Annotated in this window: 11 protein-coding genes; 6 read left to right on the forward strand and 5 right to left on the reverse strand. The window is 57.1% G+C overall.

Going from position 1 to position 18,498, the window contains the following annotated elements; translation table 11 throughout:
• Positions 1 to 87: 87 nt before the first annotated feature.
• On the reverse strand, positions 88 to 1,617 hold the full coding sequence (locus tag EM6_RS04370) for a family 43 glycosylhydrolase (protein WP_232037094.1): 1,530 nt from the start codon (positions 1,615 to 1,617) through the stop codon (positions 88 to 90).
• Positions 1,618 to 1,896: 279 nt separating this feature from the next.
• On the opposite strand from EM6_RS04370, the gene EM6_RS04375 reads away from it, so the two are divergent.
• On the forward strand, positions 1,897 to 2,811 hold the full coding sequence (locus tag EM6_RS04375; protein WP_126420497.1) for a dihydrodipicolinate synthase family protein: 915 nt from the start codon (positions 1,897 to 1,899) through the stop codon (positions 2,809 to 2,811).
• A 307-nt stretch (positions 2,812 to 3,118) separates the two neighbouring features.
• Here the strand turns inward: EM6_RS04375 and EM6_RS04380 are convergent, their stop codons facing one another.
• Positions 3,119 to 5,122 carry a glycoside hydrolase family 97 protein gene (locus tag EM6_RS04380; protein WP_126420499.1) on the reverse strand — a complete coding sequence of 668 codons (2,004 nt, stop codon included), beginning with the start codon at positions 5,120 to 5,122 and terminating at the stop codon, positions 3,119 to 3,121.
• A 139-nt stretch (positions 5,123 to 5,261) separates the two neighbouring features.
• Between EM6_RS04380 and EM6_RS17520 the strand changes: the two genes are divergently transcribed.
• Positions 5,262 to 5,537, forward strand: a complete 276-nt coding sequence (locus EM6_RS17520) for a hypothetical protein (protein WP_172961132.1) — start codon at positions 5,262 to 5,264, stop codon at positions 5,535 to 5,537.
• A 533-nt stretch (positions 5,538 to 6,070) separates the two neighbouring features.
• Positions 6,071 to 6,241 (forward strand): hypothetical protein, encoded by a 171-nt coding sequence (locus EM6_RS17315; protein ID WP_172961227.1) that lies wholly within the window; start codon positions 6,071 to 6,073, stop codon positions 6,239 to 6,241.
• A gap of 62 nt (positions 6,242 to 6,303) precedes the next feature.
• On the opposite strand, the gene EM6_RS04390 is transcribed toward EM6_RS17315, so the two are convergent.
• Together EM6_RS04390 and EM6_RS04395 are read right to left on the reverse strand one after the other, a co-directional pair.
• The gene (locus tag EM6_RS04390) at positions 6,304 to 8,619 is read right to left on the reverse strand and encodes a prolyl oligopeptidase family serine peptidase (protein WP_126420501.1); all 2,316 of its coding nucleotides are present in this window, start codon (positions 8,617 to 8,619) and stop codon (positions 6,304 to 6,306) included.
• Positions 8,620 to 8,643: 24 nt separating this feature from the next.
• Entirely contained in the window at positions 8,644 to 9,186 is a 543-nt protein-coding gene (locus EM6_RS04395; RefSeq protein ID WP_172961133.1) for a hypothetical protein, read from the reverse strand.
• Between the two features lie 168 nt (positions 9,187 to 9,354).
• Between EM6_RS04395 and EM6_RS04400 the strand changes: the two genes are divergently transcribed.
• The gene (locus EM6_RS04400) at positions 9,355 to 10,872 is read left to right on the forward strand and encodes a tryptophan halogenase family protein (protein ID WP_126420505.1); all 1,518 of its coding nucleotides are present in this window, start codon (positions 9,355 to 9,357) and stop codon (positions 10,870 to 10,872) included.
• 78 nt (positions 10,873 to 10,950) lie between these two features.
• On the opposite strand, the gene EM6_RS04405 is transcribed toward EM6_RS04400, so the two are convergent.
• Positions 10,951 to 13,815: a TonB-dependent receptor gene (locus EM6_RS04405; protein WP_232037096.1), complete on the reverse strand. Its 2,865-nt coding sequence runs from the start codon at positions 13,813 to 13,815 to the stop codon at positions 10,951 to 10,953.
• A 416-nt stretch (positions 13,816 to 14,231) separates the two neighbouring features.
• On the opposite strand from EM6_RS04405, the gene EM6_RS04410 reads away from it, so the two are divergent.
• Both EM6_RS04410 and EM6_RS04415 read left to right on the forward strand, forming a co-directional pair.
• Positions 14,232 to 16,607, forward strand: a complete 2,376-nt coding sequence (locus EM6_RS04410) for a glycoside hydrolase family 127 protein (RefSeq protein ID WP_126420507.1) — start codon at positions 14,232 to 14,234, stop codon at positions 16,605 to 16,607.
• 8 nt (positions 16,608 to 16,615) lie between these two features.
• A complete protein-coding gene (locus EM6_RS04415) occupies positions 16,616 to 18,430 on the forward strand; it encodes an Svx/AvrXca family virulence/avirulence protein (RefSeq protein WP_126420509.1) in 1,815 nt (604 codons plus the stop codon).
• Positions 18,431 to 18,498 lie beyond the last annotated feature (68 nt).

Below are 18,498 nucleotides of genomic sequence, written 5' to 3' on the forward strand. Positions count from 1 at the left end.
CTGCTGACGCGCGGCAGAAAAGGCACCCAACCATACTGTGTGGCGAATTCAGGCATTGAAGGCCTGACAACTCTCTCGCGCTTTTTCCTATTCCATCGGCGAACAGATCGGCGACGCCGGAACCTTTGTATCCGCCGCCTCAACCAGAACGGCCTTCGGATAGAGGGCCTCCCATTCCTGAATAGCTACGGCGGCATTGGTTTTCCCATCGGTTGAGGCGTCAAACACCGCCTTCAGGCAACGTGTGGTGACCGGATCGAAGGCCACTTCTGTCCAGATTCCGACCTCTGCCGTTGGATAGCTGGCGGAGATCGCCTTCCAGCCCTTTTCTGCGTCTGACCAGTATTCGAGGTGCCACGCCTTGGGCGGCGCCACGCCTATACCGGAACCGGCCGGCTGATCGGCCCAGAAATAGAGGCGCGTCCCATTGAATTTCAGCGACTGCTCCCACTGATAGACCAGCCACTGCCGCTTTGGATTGTTCGGCGACCACGTCCCCCAGGTATCCGGCGGCAACGGCGCTTCGCGCACCTTGCCGTCATTAAGGGCGCTGATCCAGTATTGCACCGGCACAGGTGAATTCGACGCCACGATGCGTGCCGCCGGCGCTAGATTACGCTGAGGCTGCGGGGCGGGTGCCGGCGCACGGGTCTGTTCGACTTTTTCAATAAGTGGCGGGTTTACGCTGTCGTCCCACGACAATTCATCCACGGCGACCGAACGACGGAAATGCCCGCCACCTTTGGCATCCGCCGTATGATAGGCGATGTACCACTTGCCCTTGAACTCGGAAATGCCCGGATGCGAGGTCGTCGAAGATACGGGATCGAGCACAACCCCGCGATAGGTCCAAGGCCCCAGAGGCGAGGTCGCTGTGCCATAGGCGATACAGGCATAATAGACGGCCTCGGTACATTCCGAGTTCGGCCCCGCCGTGTTCCCGGCATAGGCCATGTAATAGATGCCCTTGCGCTTGAAAATCCACGGCGCTTCAAAGAAGCCGGTCAAGCCGGTAACATCGGTGGGTGTGCCTTTGAACGTCACCATGTCACGTTCCAGTTCAACGCCTTTCAGGCGACCAAACGTCCCCCAATAGAGGTACACTCGGCCATCCTCATCGACCAGCACCGTCGGATCGATATTCTGAATATCGTTTTTAACCGGATAGGACTGCGACACGACCGGCCCGGATGGGTGGGCATCGACCCAAGGCCCGGTGGGACTGTCAGACACGGCCACACCGATGGCAAAACCGTCCTTGTTGGTTGAGCCTTCCTGCATCACCGGCGCATAGAGATAGAAGCGCTTATCCGGCCCCCGCACGATCTGTGCGGCATAGGCGCGGCCGGGTGTCGCCCATTTGAACACCGCATCCGGCTTCAGGAAATGCGGATAGTGGGTCCATTGGCCCGACTTAGGGTCGTCGGTGACCAACATCTGCCATTCGGGCATGATGAAGTCGTTGACACCCGGCTCCGCCGTGTCGCGCCCGGTGAGTATGTAGAGCTTGCCATCGGCCACCAGAGTCGCCGGATCGGTCGTGTAGTCCTGACCCTCCGACAGTATGGGGTTGCTGGCGGAGATCACCTGGCGCGCTTCAAACGCCGGATTGGCCATGACCGGTCCACCAAGACTCAGTAAAGCTACCGGAAGACTGGCCCAAGAGAACCAAGCCTTAGACAACTTCGTCATGCGAAAAGGGCGCACAGCGGCCTCGCTTAATTGTCAGACATAATTCATATTTATACAGTATACCAATTTGGATGCAAGCTATGTCTGCGGTCCGAGAGCATTTGTTGCCTAAAGCCGCATAATGACCGATCACGTTCCTTCTTGCGCCGCATCATTGCATATTGTATACGGTATATATTCTTACGCAAGCAGTTGGAGTAAACTATGAAAGTCGATTGGCGCGGCGTATTCCCGGCGGTCACCACTCAATTCAAAGAAGACCTATCCATTGACGTGCCCGAAAGCCAGCGCGTAATCGACGATCTGATCAAGGACGGCGTGACCGGCATCATCGCGCTCGGCACCTGCGGCGAGAACAATTCGCTGGAGCCTGACGAAAAGCGGATGTTGCTGTCCGCCATTGTCGAAGTCGTCAATGGTCGCGTCCCGGTCGTCGTCGGCACTTCCGAACTGACCACGCCGCGCGCCGTCGCTTTTGCGCGCGATGCCGAAACCATCGGTGCCAATGGCCTGATGCTGCTGCCGGCCATGGTTTATGTGCCGAAGACGAATGAGCTGGTTGAGCACTTCACGCAGGTGGCCAATGCCACCGGCCTGCCGATCATGCTATACAACAATCCGACCGCCTACCGCGTCAATATCGGCAATGATGCGCTCGACGCGCTGCGTCCGGTGAAGAACATCGTGGCGATCAAGGAATCGGCCGCCGATACGCGCCGTTTCACCGACGTTTATAACGCCTTTGGCAGCCGCTATTCGATCTTCGCGGGTCTCGACGACGTGGCCTATGAAGGCCTGTTGCTGGGCGCGCAGGGCTGGGTGTCGGGCCTGACCTCGGCCTTCCCGCACGAATCCGTCAGGCTGGTCAAGGCGCTCGAAGCCGGTGACACCCAGACGGCGCTGGAAATCTATCGCTGGTTCCTGCCGCTGCTGCACCTCGATGCCGAGCACGATCTGGTGCAGTCGATCAAGCTGGCCGAGCAGGTCATGGGCCGTGGCTCTGAGCGCGTGCGTATGCCGCGTATGCCGCTGATCGGTGAGCGCCGCGCCCAGATCATCAAAATGGTCGAAGACGCCGCCGCCTCGCGCCCGTCGCTGAGCATCAACAAGGCCGCGTAAACACCCCCAGACCAATCTATGGACTATTTAACCCCCGCCCCCCTCAACAGGGTGTGGGGGTTTTGCTTTGTGTGGTTTTGGCGGAGGACAAAATGAAAGCGCGTCCACCGCAGATCTGACACGCGGTGGACGCTTGAAGTTGGGCGGTTCTGATCGGGAGAGGAGGTGCAATCATGTAAAACCGCCGCCGGTAGGCGGGGACAGAACCATGATCGCCGGAGAACGTCATAATTCTGATCCCAAGCCATACAACCACCCTCATCCGCCGTGGTCAAGTATATTTTATACGATTTTTGATTTGTCTGTTTTATTTTGATTGACCTCGGTTTACCGGAGTTAAGATAACCGTCGCCCCACCCGATGGAGCCAGAGTCAACGACAGGGATTGAGTGCGATCGGTTTTGGCCTCAGACGTCACCAGTTGCGTCGGGGTCGCCCCATCCTGCCACAGGCGCGCCTGATAGGCGCCCTCTTTGAGGAAATCGAGCGGTAGGCGGATCGTGCGGCCCTCTTCATTGGTCATGGTCCCGATGTACCAGGTCTCACCCTTGCGGCGCGCCGTGACGATGAACTGTCCGATATCGCCCTCAAGAACGCGGGTTTCATCCCAGCTTACCGGCACCTTCTGGATAAAATCCACGCCGTCTTCCCAGCTTCCGTCAGGTTTTTTGTAAGCCTGTGGCGCATCCGATACCATGACCAGAGGGCTGTCATAGACGACATACATGGCCACACCCTGACCACGGGTCGTCTGGGTTTGAGGGCGGTTTTCGTGGATCACAAAGGTCTGCGGCGTGCGGTTGGCAAAGCCGCCAGGCGTATAGTCAATCGGCCCCAAAATCATGCGGGTAAACGGCAGGGTGACATTGTGGGTCGCCGTGATGCGGGTCGTCCACTTGTTGTATTCCGCGCCCAGTACGCCTTCCTGAGTGATGTAATTAGGGTAGGTTCGGACGAGCCCGTTGGGCGCATAGGCACCGTGCAGATCGACCAGCAGCTTGTGTTGAGCGGCCTTGGACAAAACGCGGTGGAAGTAATCGACGATCTCCTGATCCGAACGGTCCATAAAGTCGATCTTGACGCCCGCAATGCCCCACTTTTCGTAGGCGGCAAAGGCTTCGTCCAGTTGCCAGTCGAGTTGTTGCCACTGCAGCCAGATCATCACGCCGATCCCGTTTGCTTTAGCGTATTCGAGAATGGCAGGCATATCGACGGCCGCAATCGGCTTCGTGACATCCGATCCCGGCTTCGGCCGCGTCGAAGACCCCGTGTACCAGCCCTCGTCGATCAGGATGTAATCAAGGCCCATGCTTTTGGCGAAGTCGATATAGGCCTTATAGGTTTCAGTATTGATACCGGGATTGGCGACTGGCGCATTAAAACCGTTCCACCAGTCCCAGGCGCTTTTGCCACCCTTGATCCAGCTGGTGTCGGCAATCTTCGATGGCGCTCCCAGCGTGGCCACAAGGTTTGAGGCCACCAGATCACGCGGACTGTCGCCCAGCATGACCACGCGCCATGGCGTCTTAAAGTCCTCTGAGGCGGCTGAAATTCTGGCCACATAAGGCTTGATCATATCGGCATCAAGGCGCGGCGGCAGTTGCACCGCCACCCCCAGACCATTGTCGCCCTTGCGCGTATAATAACTGGCCGGATAGTGGGTTACGTCCGACTCTGCCAGAGCAAAGGTCGTCTCTCCGGAGCCCGTCTTACAGACCAGTGGCGAATCGAACAGATTGTGCTCACGGATCACTGACGCCTTGACCCGGTCGAACTCACCTTCGTGGGCGTTGTGATACTTACCGAGGTTCAGCCCCCAGCAGTCGTAATTTGCCGCAAAGGCAAATTCGGTGCGTTCGCCATAGATGCCCACCTCGGCATATTCCGCCTGTGCGGGCAGAACATAGCGGACTGCCGTTCCGGTATCATAGGCGCGCACCACCACGTCCAGACGGCGCGGACCATTGGTTTCGCGCAGGCTGAGGGTCAGTTCACGGTAGTGGTCCGGGGCCGTGGCGGCCTTACCGACAACGATTGAATAGACCTCATTGACCTCACGCGTTCGGCTTTCGGTGACAACGAAGCCCTGACTGCCGAACCCCTGAAGGTCGGTTCGCAGGCCCAGCGCCGAGGGTGCGATAACGGTTTGCCCTCTATAGGCCACGCTCCAACTCGGGAGGCCGTTTGTCGATTTATCAAGGACGATCTTCACTCGCCCGTCCGGAGAGACCGCCTCATAGGTTTCGGCCCCGGCAGATGTCGCAACAGCGGTTGCCGTCATGGACAGCAGAAGAAGCAGAGAACGATGCACGTGAGGCCCCTAACAGTATGGACGAAATGACAGAAAAAATATACCGTATACGAAATGACCTTGTAAAGCCACGAACGGAGCCCTTGTTCTGCGCAAACGAATTTTAGGTCTATCTGTGGCGTTCACCCTGATATTGCCTATGTCTCAGGCTCTGGCGAAACCGCCAAAGGGCGACTGGGTCTTCGACAACTCACCCGACTATCCGGATTTTACGCGTGTCATCATCAAAGAGACAGGCGGTAAACTGACGGGGGTGATCACCTCCCGCTGGTATGGCGACCTGCCTATGCAGGATCTGTGGGGAGCAGGCGATACGCTCGTCTTCAAAATCAGCAACGGCAATCCGCGCGTGACCCCGACCGACATCGTCATCAAGGCCGAGGGCACATCGATCCGCATGACGGGCAAACTGTAGTACCAGAGCTTCGACCTAACCACACACAAGGCCTCAAAGCGCGAACTGAAGGCCCTCGATTTCCCCATCTATCCACTGCCGCCCCATCGGGTCGTCGCTCAAAAAATGCTCGCCCCTACCCCGCCATGGGCTGGAGCTCTTGGAATCGCTTCAACACGGAGATTGATGACAAGACCGTGCGCGAAATCGCCGATGCAATGGTAAGCAGCGGGTTGAAGGATGCAGGCTATGTTACGTCAATATTGATGCCGGCTGGCAGGGGAAGCGTGATGCCAACGGCGTGCTGCAGCCCAATGTCAAGTTCCCCGACATGAAGGCCCTGGCCGACTACGTCCATTCCAAGCGACTAGAGCGAAATGACTTTAGATGGAAACGCCATTTCGCTCTATATTTTTGTTTTGTCGCGATGCTTTTGCGGAAAACCGCTCACACTTTTGGCTTCGCCGAACTCCGTTTCCGCACATCGCTCTAAAGATCGGCATCTACTCCTCTAAGGGACCAAAAAGCTAAGGGACGGCGCCACCGCCGTCCGGCTGTTCAACCGCTCTGATAAACCCGTCACCCTCACCGGATCGTGGAATGAGATCGGCGTGGGTGGCGCTAAAGAGGTACGCGACCTCTGGGCACACACGCAGGCCCACGCCGAAACGGACTACAGCTACACCCTGCCCGCGCATGGCGCGGCTCTGCTGAAGGTCCACTGAAAACGAAAGCGGCCCCTCATGACACCGAGGGGCCGGATACGATGCCTGCGGCTCTGCTGCGCCTACTTCGCGTCAATCAGATGCTGATAGAAATAGCCGGTCAAGCGGTTCCAGTAATAGGGCTGGTTCACATTGTGCGGCGTGTTGGGCAGGATAACCAGATCGTGCGGCTTGCCTGCCGCCGTCAGCGCCGCCGACAGACGCATCGTCGCCGCCACCGGCACATTGTCGTCAATGTCGCCGTGGATCAGCATCAGGTGGCCTTTCAGATTGCCCGCCACCGAGATGTTGGAGTTCTTCTCCCAGGTGGCGTCGTCGGCATTGCCCATTGTGGTTTCCGGCCACCACGCCTTATCCAGCCTCAGATCGTGATTGCCCGAAGAGGCTACCCCAACCTTGTAAAAGTCCGGACGCCTGAGAACGAAGCGGGCTGTGTCATAGCCGCCGGCCGAGCCACCATAGACACCGACGCGATCCAGATCGAAATAGGGGTATTTCGCCTTCATGGCCTTAAGAACATGGATATGGTCGTCAAGGCCGACCTCACCCAGATTCTGCCAGGCAGGCATGCGAAAGGCCTTGCCGCGCTGAGACGTGCCCGTCCCGTCAATGGTCACGACAATGGCACCCAATTGCGCCAGGGCAGCGATGTTGGTTGGAACATTGCCGCCATAGGTTTCAGAAAAGCGGTGGGTCGTCGGGCCGGTATAGACGTTTTCGATCACCGCATAGGATTTCGACGGATCGAAATGCGCCGGGCGATAGATGGTGCCATAAAGCTTCGTCTTGCCATCCTCGGCCGTCGTCTCGAACACTTCAGGCAGGGTAAAGCCCGCCGCCAGCAAGGCGCTGTGATCTGCCCGGCCCAACTCAAGGACAATCACACCGTCAGACGCCCGACGCAGAACGGTGCGGGGGGGCTCAGACGGGGTGGACATGCGGTCGATGACCCATTGTCCGTCTTCAGAGACGGTTATGTCGTGATCCAGCGGTTCCGGTGTCAGATTGATGATCTTCCCGTCGAGCATAACCTTGTACAGGCTGCGAAAATAGGGGTTTACGCCCGTTTCCCGACCGATACCCGTGATCAGGATCGGCCCGCCCTTGGCCACATGCGAAATGCCGGTGACTTCCCACTCACCCTTGGTCAGGGCTCTACCGCCGGAAGGATTGTCACCATCCTTCAGGAAATAAAGCTGTGCCCAATTGCTGCGTTCGGAAATGATCAGATAACCGCCCAGTTCGGGGGCCGCGCGCATGGCCGTAGACGTCACATAGACGTTTGGCGACAGGGCCTCATGTACGCGCACCTGCGCCTTGCCTGTGACGGGATCGGCCTCATAAAGATTGACCTCGGTATAGCCGCGCGCCTGCCATTCATAGACGATCTTTCCGGTCTCGTTGAACCACAGGTTCGGGTCCCCCGGCCACAGCAGGGACTGTGCGGGCAGCTCAGGCAGGGTCAGGGCGGGCTTTCCTTCAAGTGCCTTCGCCACGTCAATGACCACCGGATATACCTGCGGCACGTCCTTCGCACCCGCGTTTGGGTAAACATAGCTGAAGGTACGCGGGAAGCGGCTGCCCGGCGGATTGGGCTGAACCGCGTGCCAGATATAGCTGCCGTTGCGATCCAGACGATAGGTCAGAAGGCGCCTCGAATCGCCCGACCACTGCACCGACACGCGCATGTCGGGCGTCTCAGAATTGGCGGCCACCATGTCACCCAGTTGCGGATAGTTCTGGCCATAGCGGCGGTCATAAACGCCATCCGTGGTCAGGGCGGTTTCGCGGCCCGTCGCCACCTCAACCAGCCATAGATTGTAGTTGCGTGAAATGACCCGGTACTTGCCATCAGGTGAAAGGACGCCCGTCTCTGCCGGGGCCTTCTCTGCGGCAGAAAGCTTGCCTGTGATCCGTTCATAACGCCATTCGCGGCCGCCCGCATAAATGGACAGGATGTCTTTGTCCCTGTCATATTGCGAGGGCGAAACCTCGAAGCCGCCGTCGACCTTTATACCCTGCGCTGCCAGAAGGGCTGTCAACGTGGATTCAGTGGCCAGTTCGCTGACCCCCGACGTTTTCAAATCCACACGCCAGATGCGCCCGGCCCCTTTTGCGCCGGTGCGATAAATCACGCCCTGACCGTCGGCCGTAAATTTGGCGCGCAGATCGAGGTCCGTGATCAGCGCGCGGACATTGGCCGCTGAAAACCGCTCCGCCTGAACGCGCACACGGGTGGGGACACCAAAGACCTCACTGACGGCAGTTGGACCTGAAGGGGTGGGCACCGTCTGAGCAGGGGCCGCAACCGGCGAGGCAAGAGCGCAAAGCGCCGCAACCGACGCAACGGCGGTCAGGCGCGAAGAACGCAAAGACATGAGTAATTCCTTAGACCATAAAAGTCATTCGACGATCGAAACGGTAACGGTTAGTTCGCCGGCATTATCGGCAAAGATATCGTCGTTCAGACCAAACTGCAGCTTTTCAGCGTTGGCAGGCACGGTGACCTCGAAGGCCTCACCTACAGCGAACGGGCGTGCGATCAGATGGCCCTTAGAATCGGTAAACACGCCGATTAGCTCATTCAGGTGGACGGGATAGGCAGAGGGATCAATGAACCGCGCCGGGAAGATGGACCCCGAACCGCCTACCTGATCGGTGGCAATAAAGGAGTCCTGACCGGCTGGGCCGAATTGCGGGCCACCGGGAATGGTCGACGTGCCGCCTTCGGCTTTAATCCTGAGGGTTTGCCCGGGGGCAAATTTAAGCCCCTTTGCTTCGACCGGCTTCGTACCGTCATTGCGACCGAAGGGGATGTTTGGATTTGCCTTCTGGCTCCAGGGCATTGACGTACCCGGCACCTTAACAGTGACCGGCTCAGCCGCCTCAGCGACCGGACATCCGAGAAGTGCGAAACCCGTGATCAGACCTGCCAACCGCTTCATTATTACCCGTTCCCCTTCCTTACCCGTAAGACGGCCAAGCAAATGCCAACGAGAGGAGGCCATGAAATATCACGAAAGTCAAATACGTTATACGATATACAGAACGATTGACAACGATGTATTCGGAGGCTCATAGTAGGCAGGTTCGATTGCGTCGGAAATAAACCCATGAACGTCAAAGGCATATACAGGCTGGTTATTGTGGGCGGCGGAACAGCCGGCTGGATGGCCGCGGCGGCGTTGCGTCGCAGTTTTCCCGCCCTGCCCTATACGGTGACGCTGATCGAGTCGGACGAAATCGGAACGGTTGGCGTGGGCGAAGCCACGATCCCGCCCATGATCCAGTTCAATGACATGTTGGGCCTTGACGAAAACGCCTTCATGAAGGCAGTCAACGGCACATTCAAACTGGGCATTCGCTTCAAGGACTGGTCGGCCCCCGGCAGTGACTATTTCCACCCGTTTGGCGTCTATGGCGTCGATATGGGTGGGCTGAACTTCAACCACTACTGGATGCGCTATCATAAGGCCGGAGGCTCTGCGGATTTTGGCTTCTTCAATCCTCAGACTCTGGCGGCGCGCGCCAACCGCTTCGGGCGCATGAAGGAGATCAATCCCAACGTCCCGGCGGTTAACTACGCCTTCCACTTCGACGCTTCGCTCTATGCGCGCTATCTGCGTGATGTCTGCGTGCAACGGGGGGTGGTACGCAAAGAAGGCCGCATTACCGAGGTGCAGCAAAACCCGGACAATGGCGATGTCACCGCCGTTGTTCTGGCCAGCGGTGAGCGTATTGAGGGCGACCTGTTTATCGACTGCTCGGGCTTTCGCGGCCTGTTGATCGAGCAGACACTCAAAAGCGGTTATGAAGACTGGTCCAAATGGCTGCCGTGTAACCGAGCCGTGGCCGTTCCGTGCGATAAGGTCGATCCGCTGACGCCTTATACCACATCCACGGCGCGCGAAGCCGGCTGGCAGTGGCGCATCCCCCTGCAACATCGCACCGGCAACGGCTATGTCTTCTGCGACAGCTATCTGAGCGAAGAGACGGCCTCGGACCTGCTCATGCAGCGCCTTGATGGCAAGGCACAGGCAGAGCCCCGCGTGATCCGCTTCCAGACAGGCCACCGAAAGCAGATGTGGAACCGCAACGTTATCGCCATGGGACTGGCCTCAGGCTTTCTTGAGCCGCTGGAATCGACCTCCATCTGGCTGGTTCAGGAAGCCATCGCGACACTCCAGCTTTATTTCCCCAGAGGCGGCATCACCGATACGGCCCGCGCCTCTTTCAATCGGGCCATGCTGGACGCCTATACCAATGTGAAGGACTTCCTGATCGCTCACTATAAGGTCACAACGCGCGAAGACACGCCCTTCTGGGCCTATTGCAAGCATATGGACATTCCCGACAGCCTGCAATTTCGCCTCGATAGCTTCCGCGAACACAATCAGCCGCTTGTCCGCCCGCAGGACCTGTTCAAGGAGGCAAGCTGGTTTGCCGTGCTCGCCGGGCAGGGCCTGATGCCGAAGTCCTATCACCCCGGCGCCGATCTGATGCCCGAGGACGAATTCCGCTGGCGGATGCAGAAGGTCCGCGAAGGCACAACGGGTCTGGTCAATATGATGCCGGGCCACGAAGCCTATATTGCAAAGACCTGCGCATCCCCTCACTTCATCAGCGCGTAAAGCTGTTAACCCCAACTGTCGCTCAAAAGAAAACCCCCGCTGGAAACAGCGGGGGTTTTGTTACGCGAGACTTTGAGATCAGTAGCGGAAACGTGCACTAAGTTGGACAGTGCGGGCCGGCACCCGTACGCCCTGAGGCAGAAGCTTATCCGCACCATAGAAAACCTGGGTCTTGTCTTCGGTCAGGTTTGTCCCTTCAAGCGACAGCGTCATGAACTTGACGGGAGTCCAGTTTAGAGCCGCGTCCAGGCGCTCAGTGGGTTCGATATACTGGCTATAGCCTTTCAGGGCATAGCCATCCAGGTATCCGCGATAGCGATCCCGATGGTTATAGGTCACGCGCGCACTCAGCTTTGGCGTTTCATAATAAGCCGTCAGGTTGTAGGTGTACTTCGAGTTATTGGGCGCATCATAGAGCCCCGGGATTGTTGCCAGATCGGTGGGGGTTATCTCTTCGCCATTGTAGTACCTGTAACGAATCTCAGCTTTTTGATTGTAGGTCATATTCGCTTCGGCACCAAAGTCGCTCCACGGCTTTGGCAGGAAGTCGAAGAAGCTGCGCGCTGTGAGTTCGATTCCCCGATATTCACCGGGGCCACCGTTATCCGGGCTATCAATGTAGTAGATGCCGGGGAATTGAGCGTCATCAATGTAGCGCGGACTACGGTTGCGCCATACGGTGAAGTTATCAGGCTTCTTAACATATGTAGCCGCCGACAAGAGCCCACCGCGCCCAAAGTAATATTCCAGTGAAGCGTCGTAGCTGGTCTCTTTATTGACATTTAGCTCGGGATTGCCACCCCATCCGCATTTGCAGCTCCCGGTATCATACATGACAAACGGGCTCGTATCCTGAAAATTCGGCCTCTGAATATTAACGGTGTAGGCCAAACGCAGCTGAAGCTTGGGCGTGAAATGGATGACCGCATTCGCATTGGGCATCACATCGGTCCCCCCCTTATTGGGGAAGGTATAGGGTTGTGGCTCGCCATTCACATACCGAACGGCCGAACCTTCCCCTGCATAGGTTACCGAGCGAACACCGATTAGGCCATCGATAGGCGCGCCCCAAGCGTTAAAGCCATAAGCGAGCTGAGCATAGATGGCGGCGGTTTTTTCGTTTGAATTAAAAGAACTAGACAGCTGTTCCGTTGAAACGATCTCGTCGTTCCAGTCACCGGACCCACCAAAGGCAGAGCGCTTGGATACATCTGCCGCATAGGCGCGAATAGCAGCATAATTATCGACAAGGCCCTTGCGGGAGATGCGATACCAGGTGGGTGATGCGAACCCATCAATATCAGCAGTGACAGCTTCATAGGCGGACCCGCCAGGGAAGCTCAGCAAAGACACGTGCTTGTCCACCCGCGTACCGTAGTCATAGCCAAAGCGAGCAAAGCGGTAACCGTAGGCGCGCTCAACATCGCGATCGGATTTGCGCACGCCGGCTTTGAACTCGCGGAAGAACTTGTCATCGCTCAGGCGGTAGGTGAAATCAGCTTGCCATACGAACTCCGAGCTTTTTTCAAAGCCCTTTCCATCCTCAAGCTCAAACATCTGATAGTTATTGATGTCCGCCGTGTTGATCTTCTGGCCGTTGACATCAAAATATTCAACCCAAGGCCCTGTTCCCGGCACCTTGTCCGAAGCCATATCAATGGTGAGGTATTTCAGATTTTTGAATCGCTGAGACTGGGTGATCCACTGGTTGTTAAAGCTGTTTTCGTCTTTGTAAACAACGAAGTCGATACGAGCACGTTCGTTGTGCCAGTGAGTCTCAAAGTTGATCCGCTGATTATCAGCGACATTGCTATCAAACCGGCTCGTTGGCCCGACATTCAGACCATCGCCTGCACCGGTAAGCGTATCCGTAAGCCTCATGCTGCGGATCGTTTTGCCATCGGGCTGGAAGGTCAGGTTAGAAATCACGCCCGTCGGATTGTCCTTAATGCGCGTGTTCAACGCACTGTACATATTGCTGCCGCGCGATTTAAATGATGACGCTTCGAGCACAAAATCCAGGTTTTCGTTCACCCGCCACTGGTACGAGAAATTGACCGACGGCCGCCGTACCTTGCCCGCTTCCACGCCATACTGCGCTCGATATATAGAAACCAGAGTGCCAGGCTCCCCAGCGGGGTTTGCCGCAACAACCGCTGCCCCCAGATTTTCCGGCTTCAACATGCTGGTCCACCAACGGAAATCCATTGGGGTTTCACTTTGAACATACTGTTCGTTGTAGTTGTTTTCCTGGTAGGACAGGTTCAGCAGGAAACCCATTTCACCGTAGGGAGTGTCGAAGCGCTTAGCCACCAGAGCACTGGCGTAAGGGCTTTCCGTGCTTCCGATGCTGGAATAGACGTTACGAACGCTGCCAGCGACGGTCCAGCCCTTTTTAAGGTCCAAAGGCCGACGCAATTCAACGTTAACTGTACCGGCGATCCCACCTTCCACCTGATCTGCTGTGCGGGTCTTGTAAACCTGAACGGATTTCAACAATTCAGCCGGAATATCATTTAGCGATGCGGCCCGGCCAACGCCCTGGTTGTTTGGGCTGCCGTTGAGGGTTGTCTGAACATCGCTCTGCCCCCGGATCATCAGGCTCTCGCCTTCGCCGCGCGCGCGGGTAATCTGGACACCCGTCACATGGGCCAAGGCTTCGACCACATTGTTATCGGGTAACTTGCCCACATCTTCGGCTTCAATCGATTCAACGATCTGCTTGGCCTTGCGCTTTTTCTCTGTAGCCGATTGCAAGCTCTTGCGCAGGCCCTTCACGATAATGACGGTTTCCTTGTCATCCTCCGCCTGGGGCGTAGCCGCTTTCTCTGAGGTGGTCTGCGCCAGAGCTGGCGTGCAGTACATAACCACGGCCAGCCCGGTCGCGGCCAGCATCCACTTTTTTGTGTTGAACGGGTGCATTTTCTTAAATCCTAACCACACGACGCGGTCCCCTGACAGCGCGTCTCGGTAGAGAGAATTGGGCACGAAAAATCACATCCGTCAAAAATATTTTATACGATATACCTTCGTTCGATGACGATTTTATAAAAACAGACAATTCCTGTGCCTTTTCGGCCACAACTCCTCCCTTGGGTCAACTCGAAGACAAGCCGCATCAAGCGGACATTTTATTATTACAAAACATATATTTGAGATTTCAGCTTTCGGTCCAAAGGATGTGAAATCAAATCCGCGGCTCCGTACTTGCCGTCCAAAGTCTTGCCTTATGTCTGATTATTCGGTATTTTGTATACCATATACCCGAACGAGCTGGTCCGGCAGATACCGCTTCACAGCTCTCATATTCAACGCTCGCGGCATTTGGAAGTGAAACCACCTGCCCCCAGGACGCAGACATGACCTTAAAGATCGCCTTTACCCGTCGCGACACGCTTACAAGCACAGCGGCCTTGTTTGCGGGCACATCCTTGTCCGGCCCGGTGGCGGCCAGCGGCACACACGACAGGGTGACGTCCTTACCCTTGACCGATGTCCGACTGCTGCCCTCCCCTTTTAAAACAGCGGTAGACGTCAATGAAGCTTATCTGCTGAGCGTCAATCCCGACCGACTTTTGCATAATTATCGCAAATTTGCAGGCCTGACGCCCAAGGGAGAGCTTTACGGCGGGTGGGAGCGCGACACCATAGCCGGCCACAGCCTCGGGCATTACCTCTCAGCCATCTCCCTTATGCACGCGCAGACAGGCAATGCCGCACTGAAGCTTCGTGCCGCCTATATTATTGACGAATTGGCCGTCGTTCAGGGCGCGCACGGCGACGGCTATGTCGCGGGGTTCACCCGCAAGCGCAAGGACGGCAGCGTTGTTGATGGCAAGGAGATATTTCCGGAACTCATGGCCGGCGACATTCGCTCCGCCGGCTTTGATCTGAACGGCTGCTGGGTGCCTCTCTATAACTGGCACAAGCTCTATGGTGGGCTGTTCGACGCTCAGACCTTCTGCGGACATGACAAGGCGCTGACGGTGGCGGTCGGGCTTGGGGGCTACATAGACAAGGTCTTCCGGGCGCTGAACGATGATCAGGTGCAGACCGTGCTTAACTGTGAATTTGGCGGTTTGAACGACTCGTTCGCCGAACTTTACCGGCGCACGAAGAACCCGCGCTGGCTGGCCCTGGCTCAGCGCCTTCACCATAGGCGCATCATCGATCCGCTCACCGCCGGTGAAGACAAACTGGCCAATAACCACGCCAATACGCAGGTGCCCAAGCTGCTGGGCGAAGCGACCCTCTTCGAGGTTACTGGCAATGAAGACAACCGCAAGGCGGCCAGCTTTTTCTGGGAACGGGTCGTCAATCACCACTCCTATGTGATCGGCGGCAATGCCGATCGGGAGTACTTTTTCGAACCCGATACCATCTCAAAGCACATAACCGAAGCGACCTGCGAGCATTGCAACACTTACAACATGCTCAAGCTGACGCGCCATCTTTACGGCTGGGAGCCGGATGCGCGCTATTTCGACTATTTTGAACGCGCGCACTTCAACCATGTGCTGGCCCAACAGAATCCGAAGACGGGCATGTTCAGCTACATGACGCCTCTGTTCACAGGTGCGGCGCGCGGTTTTTCTGATCCGGTCGATAACTGGACCTGCTGCCACGGTTCAGGGATGGAAAGCCACGCCAAACACGGTGAGTCTATATTCTGGCAATCAAGCGATACCCTCTTCGTCAATCTTTACATCCCCGCCACCGCCCGCTGGGCCGCCAAGGGTGCGCAAATTCGACTCGACACCGGCTATCCTTATGACGGGAACATCGTTTTCAGCCTTCCGAGCCTTCGCCGACCGACGAGGTTCAAACTGGCCCTGCGTGTCCCTGGTTGGGCGAAAAGTGCCGATCTGACCCTCAATGGCAAAGCGGTTCGCTCTGCAAAGGAGGGCGGTTATCTGGTCGTTGATCGCGTCTGGGCAGCGGGGGATACGGTCAGGCTGCGCCTGCCGCTGGACTTACGGTTCGAGGCGACCCGCGACGATGAAAAGGTGGTGGCCGTGCTGCGTGGGCCGCTGGTGCTGGCGGCCGATCTGGGCAGTGTCGAAGAGGAATACAAGGCGGTGGAGCCCGCTCTGGTGGGTGACGACCTGCTGGCGAGCTTTAAGCCCGTCGCCCTCGAAAACGCACAGTTTCGCACCGAGGGTATTGGCCGCCCCGCAGACATGACGTTTGTACCCTTTTATGCTCAGTATGAGCGTCGCAGCGGTGTCTATTTCAAACGCTTTACTGAGGCGCAATGGAAGGTGGAAGAGGCGGCTTTTGTCACCGAACAGGAACGCCAGCGTGACTTGGCCGCCCGCTCTGTAGACGTCATGCACCTCGGCGAAATGCAGCCGGAACGCGACCACAATCTCGAGTCGGACGTCTCATGGCCTGGCACCTATCGCGGGCGCAATGGACGCGATGCGCGGCAAGGCGGATTCATGCAGTTCACAATGAAGGTGCGCAAAACACCGGGCATAGATGCCGGTCCGCTGCAATTGCAAGCGACCTACTGGGGGAGCGACAAGCGCGCTTTCGACGTCCTGATCGACGGGCAAAAAGCGGTGAGCGTCGCTCACACAGAGGCCCCCCGACCCGGGGCGTTCTTTGACGAAGCCTACGACATTCCCGAAACCCTCACCAAGGGCAAGGAGACCGTCACTGTTCGTCTTCAGCCCACAAATGGCCGTTCGACCGGAATGATTTTCGGCCTTCGCCTGTTCACAGCCCGATAGAGATTCCCATGCGCGCCTTGATATCTGCAACCGCTCTGCTGGCCGTTTCTGCCATTGTCTCCGTTGCCGAAGCCAAAGACACTTGCGTCTCTGGTTCCTTCGCCGTTGTCTCCGGCACGCCTGAGGAAGCGCCTGTACAGTATGAGACCGAGCATTACGCCTTCAGATGGAAAGAGGGCGCGGTCAACAAGACGGATGCCGTGTCCGCCGGAGAGACGCTCGAATATATCTGGAAGTTCTATATGGACGGAACGAAGTTTGCCGTCCCGTACTGTGACACAGACAAAAAGCACAAGGCCAATATTAACCTCGATCCGAGCTTTGCGCTGTCCGGTGGGCCTACCGGAGAGCGCGATATGGGCATGTGGATCCATCCACTGTCTCTGAAAGACAACTGGGGCCTCGCTCACGAATTTGCCCACGGGCTTCAGGGATCATCCCGCGGCTTCCGGGATTCTGTCTATTCGGGCTGGTTGTGGGAAAACCATGCCAACTGGATGACGCATCAGCTCCCCATCTTCCGGGATAACGTCCATTGCTCCGAGATGCTGGTTAACTTCCCCCACCTCTATTACGGATCGACCCGCGATCGCTACTGTAGCTGGCAGTTTCTTGAATACCTGAAGAATGAGTTCGGTTATGAAGCCGTCAATCGCCTCTGGTCCGACTCGCTGAAGCCTGGTCAGGCAGGATACGAACTGGAAGACCCTTTCATCGTATTGATGCGTACTCAGGGCTGGAGCCTTAGCCAACTGAATGATGTGTTTGGCAACTGGGCGCTGCATAATGTCAACTGGGACTACATCAATCCGGACGGCAGCGATCAAGGCCAAATCTATCGTAAGGCCTACGGTTCCTACGACCAGCGCGACGGCCAACGCTTCCTGCGAGTGACCCAGCTTGACGCCATCGATACGCAGAAGCGGCAATTTGCGGTGCCTTTCGATTGGGCACCACAGCGCTGGGGCTATAACATTGTCAGGTTGTTCCCCGATAGCGGCGCAAAGTCAGTAACGGTTACGTTTCGGGGTGTGGTGCAGACAAAGCCGGCAAACCCGCTTCCCGGCCTTGAAAATGAACCTTCGACCCTGGCTGATCCGGGGTCAAACTGGCGTTGGGGGGTAGTTGCTATCGGCCAGAATGGCCAATCGAGGATTAGCCCCATTGTCGATGGGGCCGATGGTGACATGATCTTCCCCGTCAAGCCGACAGATAAGGCTTTATATCTCGTCGTAATGGGAGCCCCCGATATCTATCAGAAGATTCAATGGGACCAGCCCTGGCACTCCATTTACCGCTATCCCTGGATGGCAAGCTTTGAAGGGGCCATGCCAGAGGGATTTGAGCCAGGCGCTCCGACACCTACTGCCAAAGGACACCGACACCCGAATGGCGGCGGTTGGGTGGCAGATGGCGCGCAGGTCGCCGCGAGTGCCTATGTGGGTCCGCAGGCACGTGTATTAAGTGGCAAGGTGCTGGATCAGGCACGCATCGAAGACCATGCCGTAGTGAATGGAGGCGAGGTATCTGGTGAAGCCATCGTCGGCGCGCTTAGCCTTATCTCGAATGGCGTTAAGGTCACCGACAAGGCCGTCGTTCGAACCAGCTTTATGGGCATCGGACAGTTTGAACCGGGGGCGGTGATCAAGGGAACGGCAAAGCTATATGGCGACGTCGAACTCCGGGGAGGCCCCACCCTTACACACGGTGCCTATAGCGGGTTCGTGGAAGCCGACAGCCAGCAGTCCCCTCAAAAAGGTGGAACTCTCGACGAGATTCCCCAAGAGATAACCCAAAAAAGCGAGTTTAAGTGGCGCCCCTAGATCATTATGATTTCTGGTAGAAATATAATGACCTAGCCACCTTTAAGACGGCCCGACAATGGGAGGTG

Origin of the sequence: Asticcacaulis excentricus, from assembly GCF_003966695.1 — a bacterium.
GTDB classification, from domain to species: Bacteria; Pseudomonadota; Alphaproteobacteria; order Caulobacterales; family Caulobacteraceae; genus Asticcacaulis; species Asticcacaulis excentricus_A.

Bases quoted from the DNA above. Each gene is read 5' to 3' on its own strand.
- EM6_RS04370 (WP_232037094.1), bottom strand. From the start codon at position 1,617: ATGGCCAATCCGGCGTTTGAAGCGCGCCAGGTGATCTCCGCCAGCAAC.
- EM6_RS04375 (WP_126420497.1), top strand. From the start codon at position 1,897: ATGAAAGTCGATTGGCGCGGCGTATTCCCGGCGGTCACCACTCAATTC.
- EM6_RS17520 (WP_172961132.1), top strand. From the start codon at position 5,262: ATGTCTCAGGCTCTGGCGAAACCGCCAAAGGGCGACTGGGTCTTCGAC.
- EM6_RS04390 (WP_126420501.1), bottom strand. From the start codon at position 8,619: ATGTCTTTGCGTTCTTCGCGCCTGACCGCCGTTGCGTCGGTTGCGGCG.
- EM6_RS04395 (WP_172961133.1), bottom strand. From the start codon at position 9,186: ATGAAGCGGTTGGCAGGTCTGATCACGGGTTTCGCACTTCTCGGATGT.
- EM6_RS04400 (WP_126420505.1), top strand. From the start codon at position 9,355: ATGAACGTCAAAGGCATATACAGGCTGGTTATTGTGGGCGGCGGAACA.
- EM6_RS04410 (WP_126420507.1), top strand. From the start codon at position 14,232: ATGACCTTAAAGATCGCCTTTACCCGTCGCGACACGCTTACAAGCACA.
- EM6_RS04415 (WP_126420509.1), top strand. From the start codon at position 16,616: ATGCGCGCCTTGATATCTGCAACCGCTCTGCTGGCCGTTTCTGCCATT.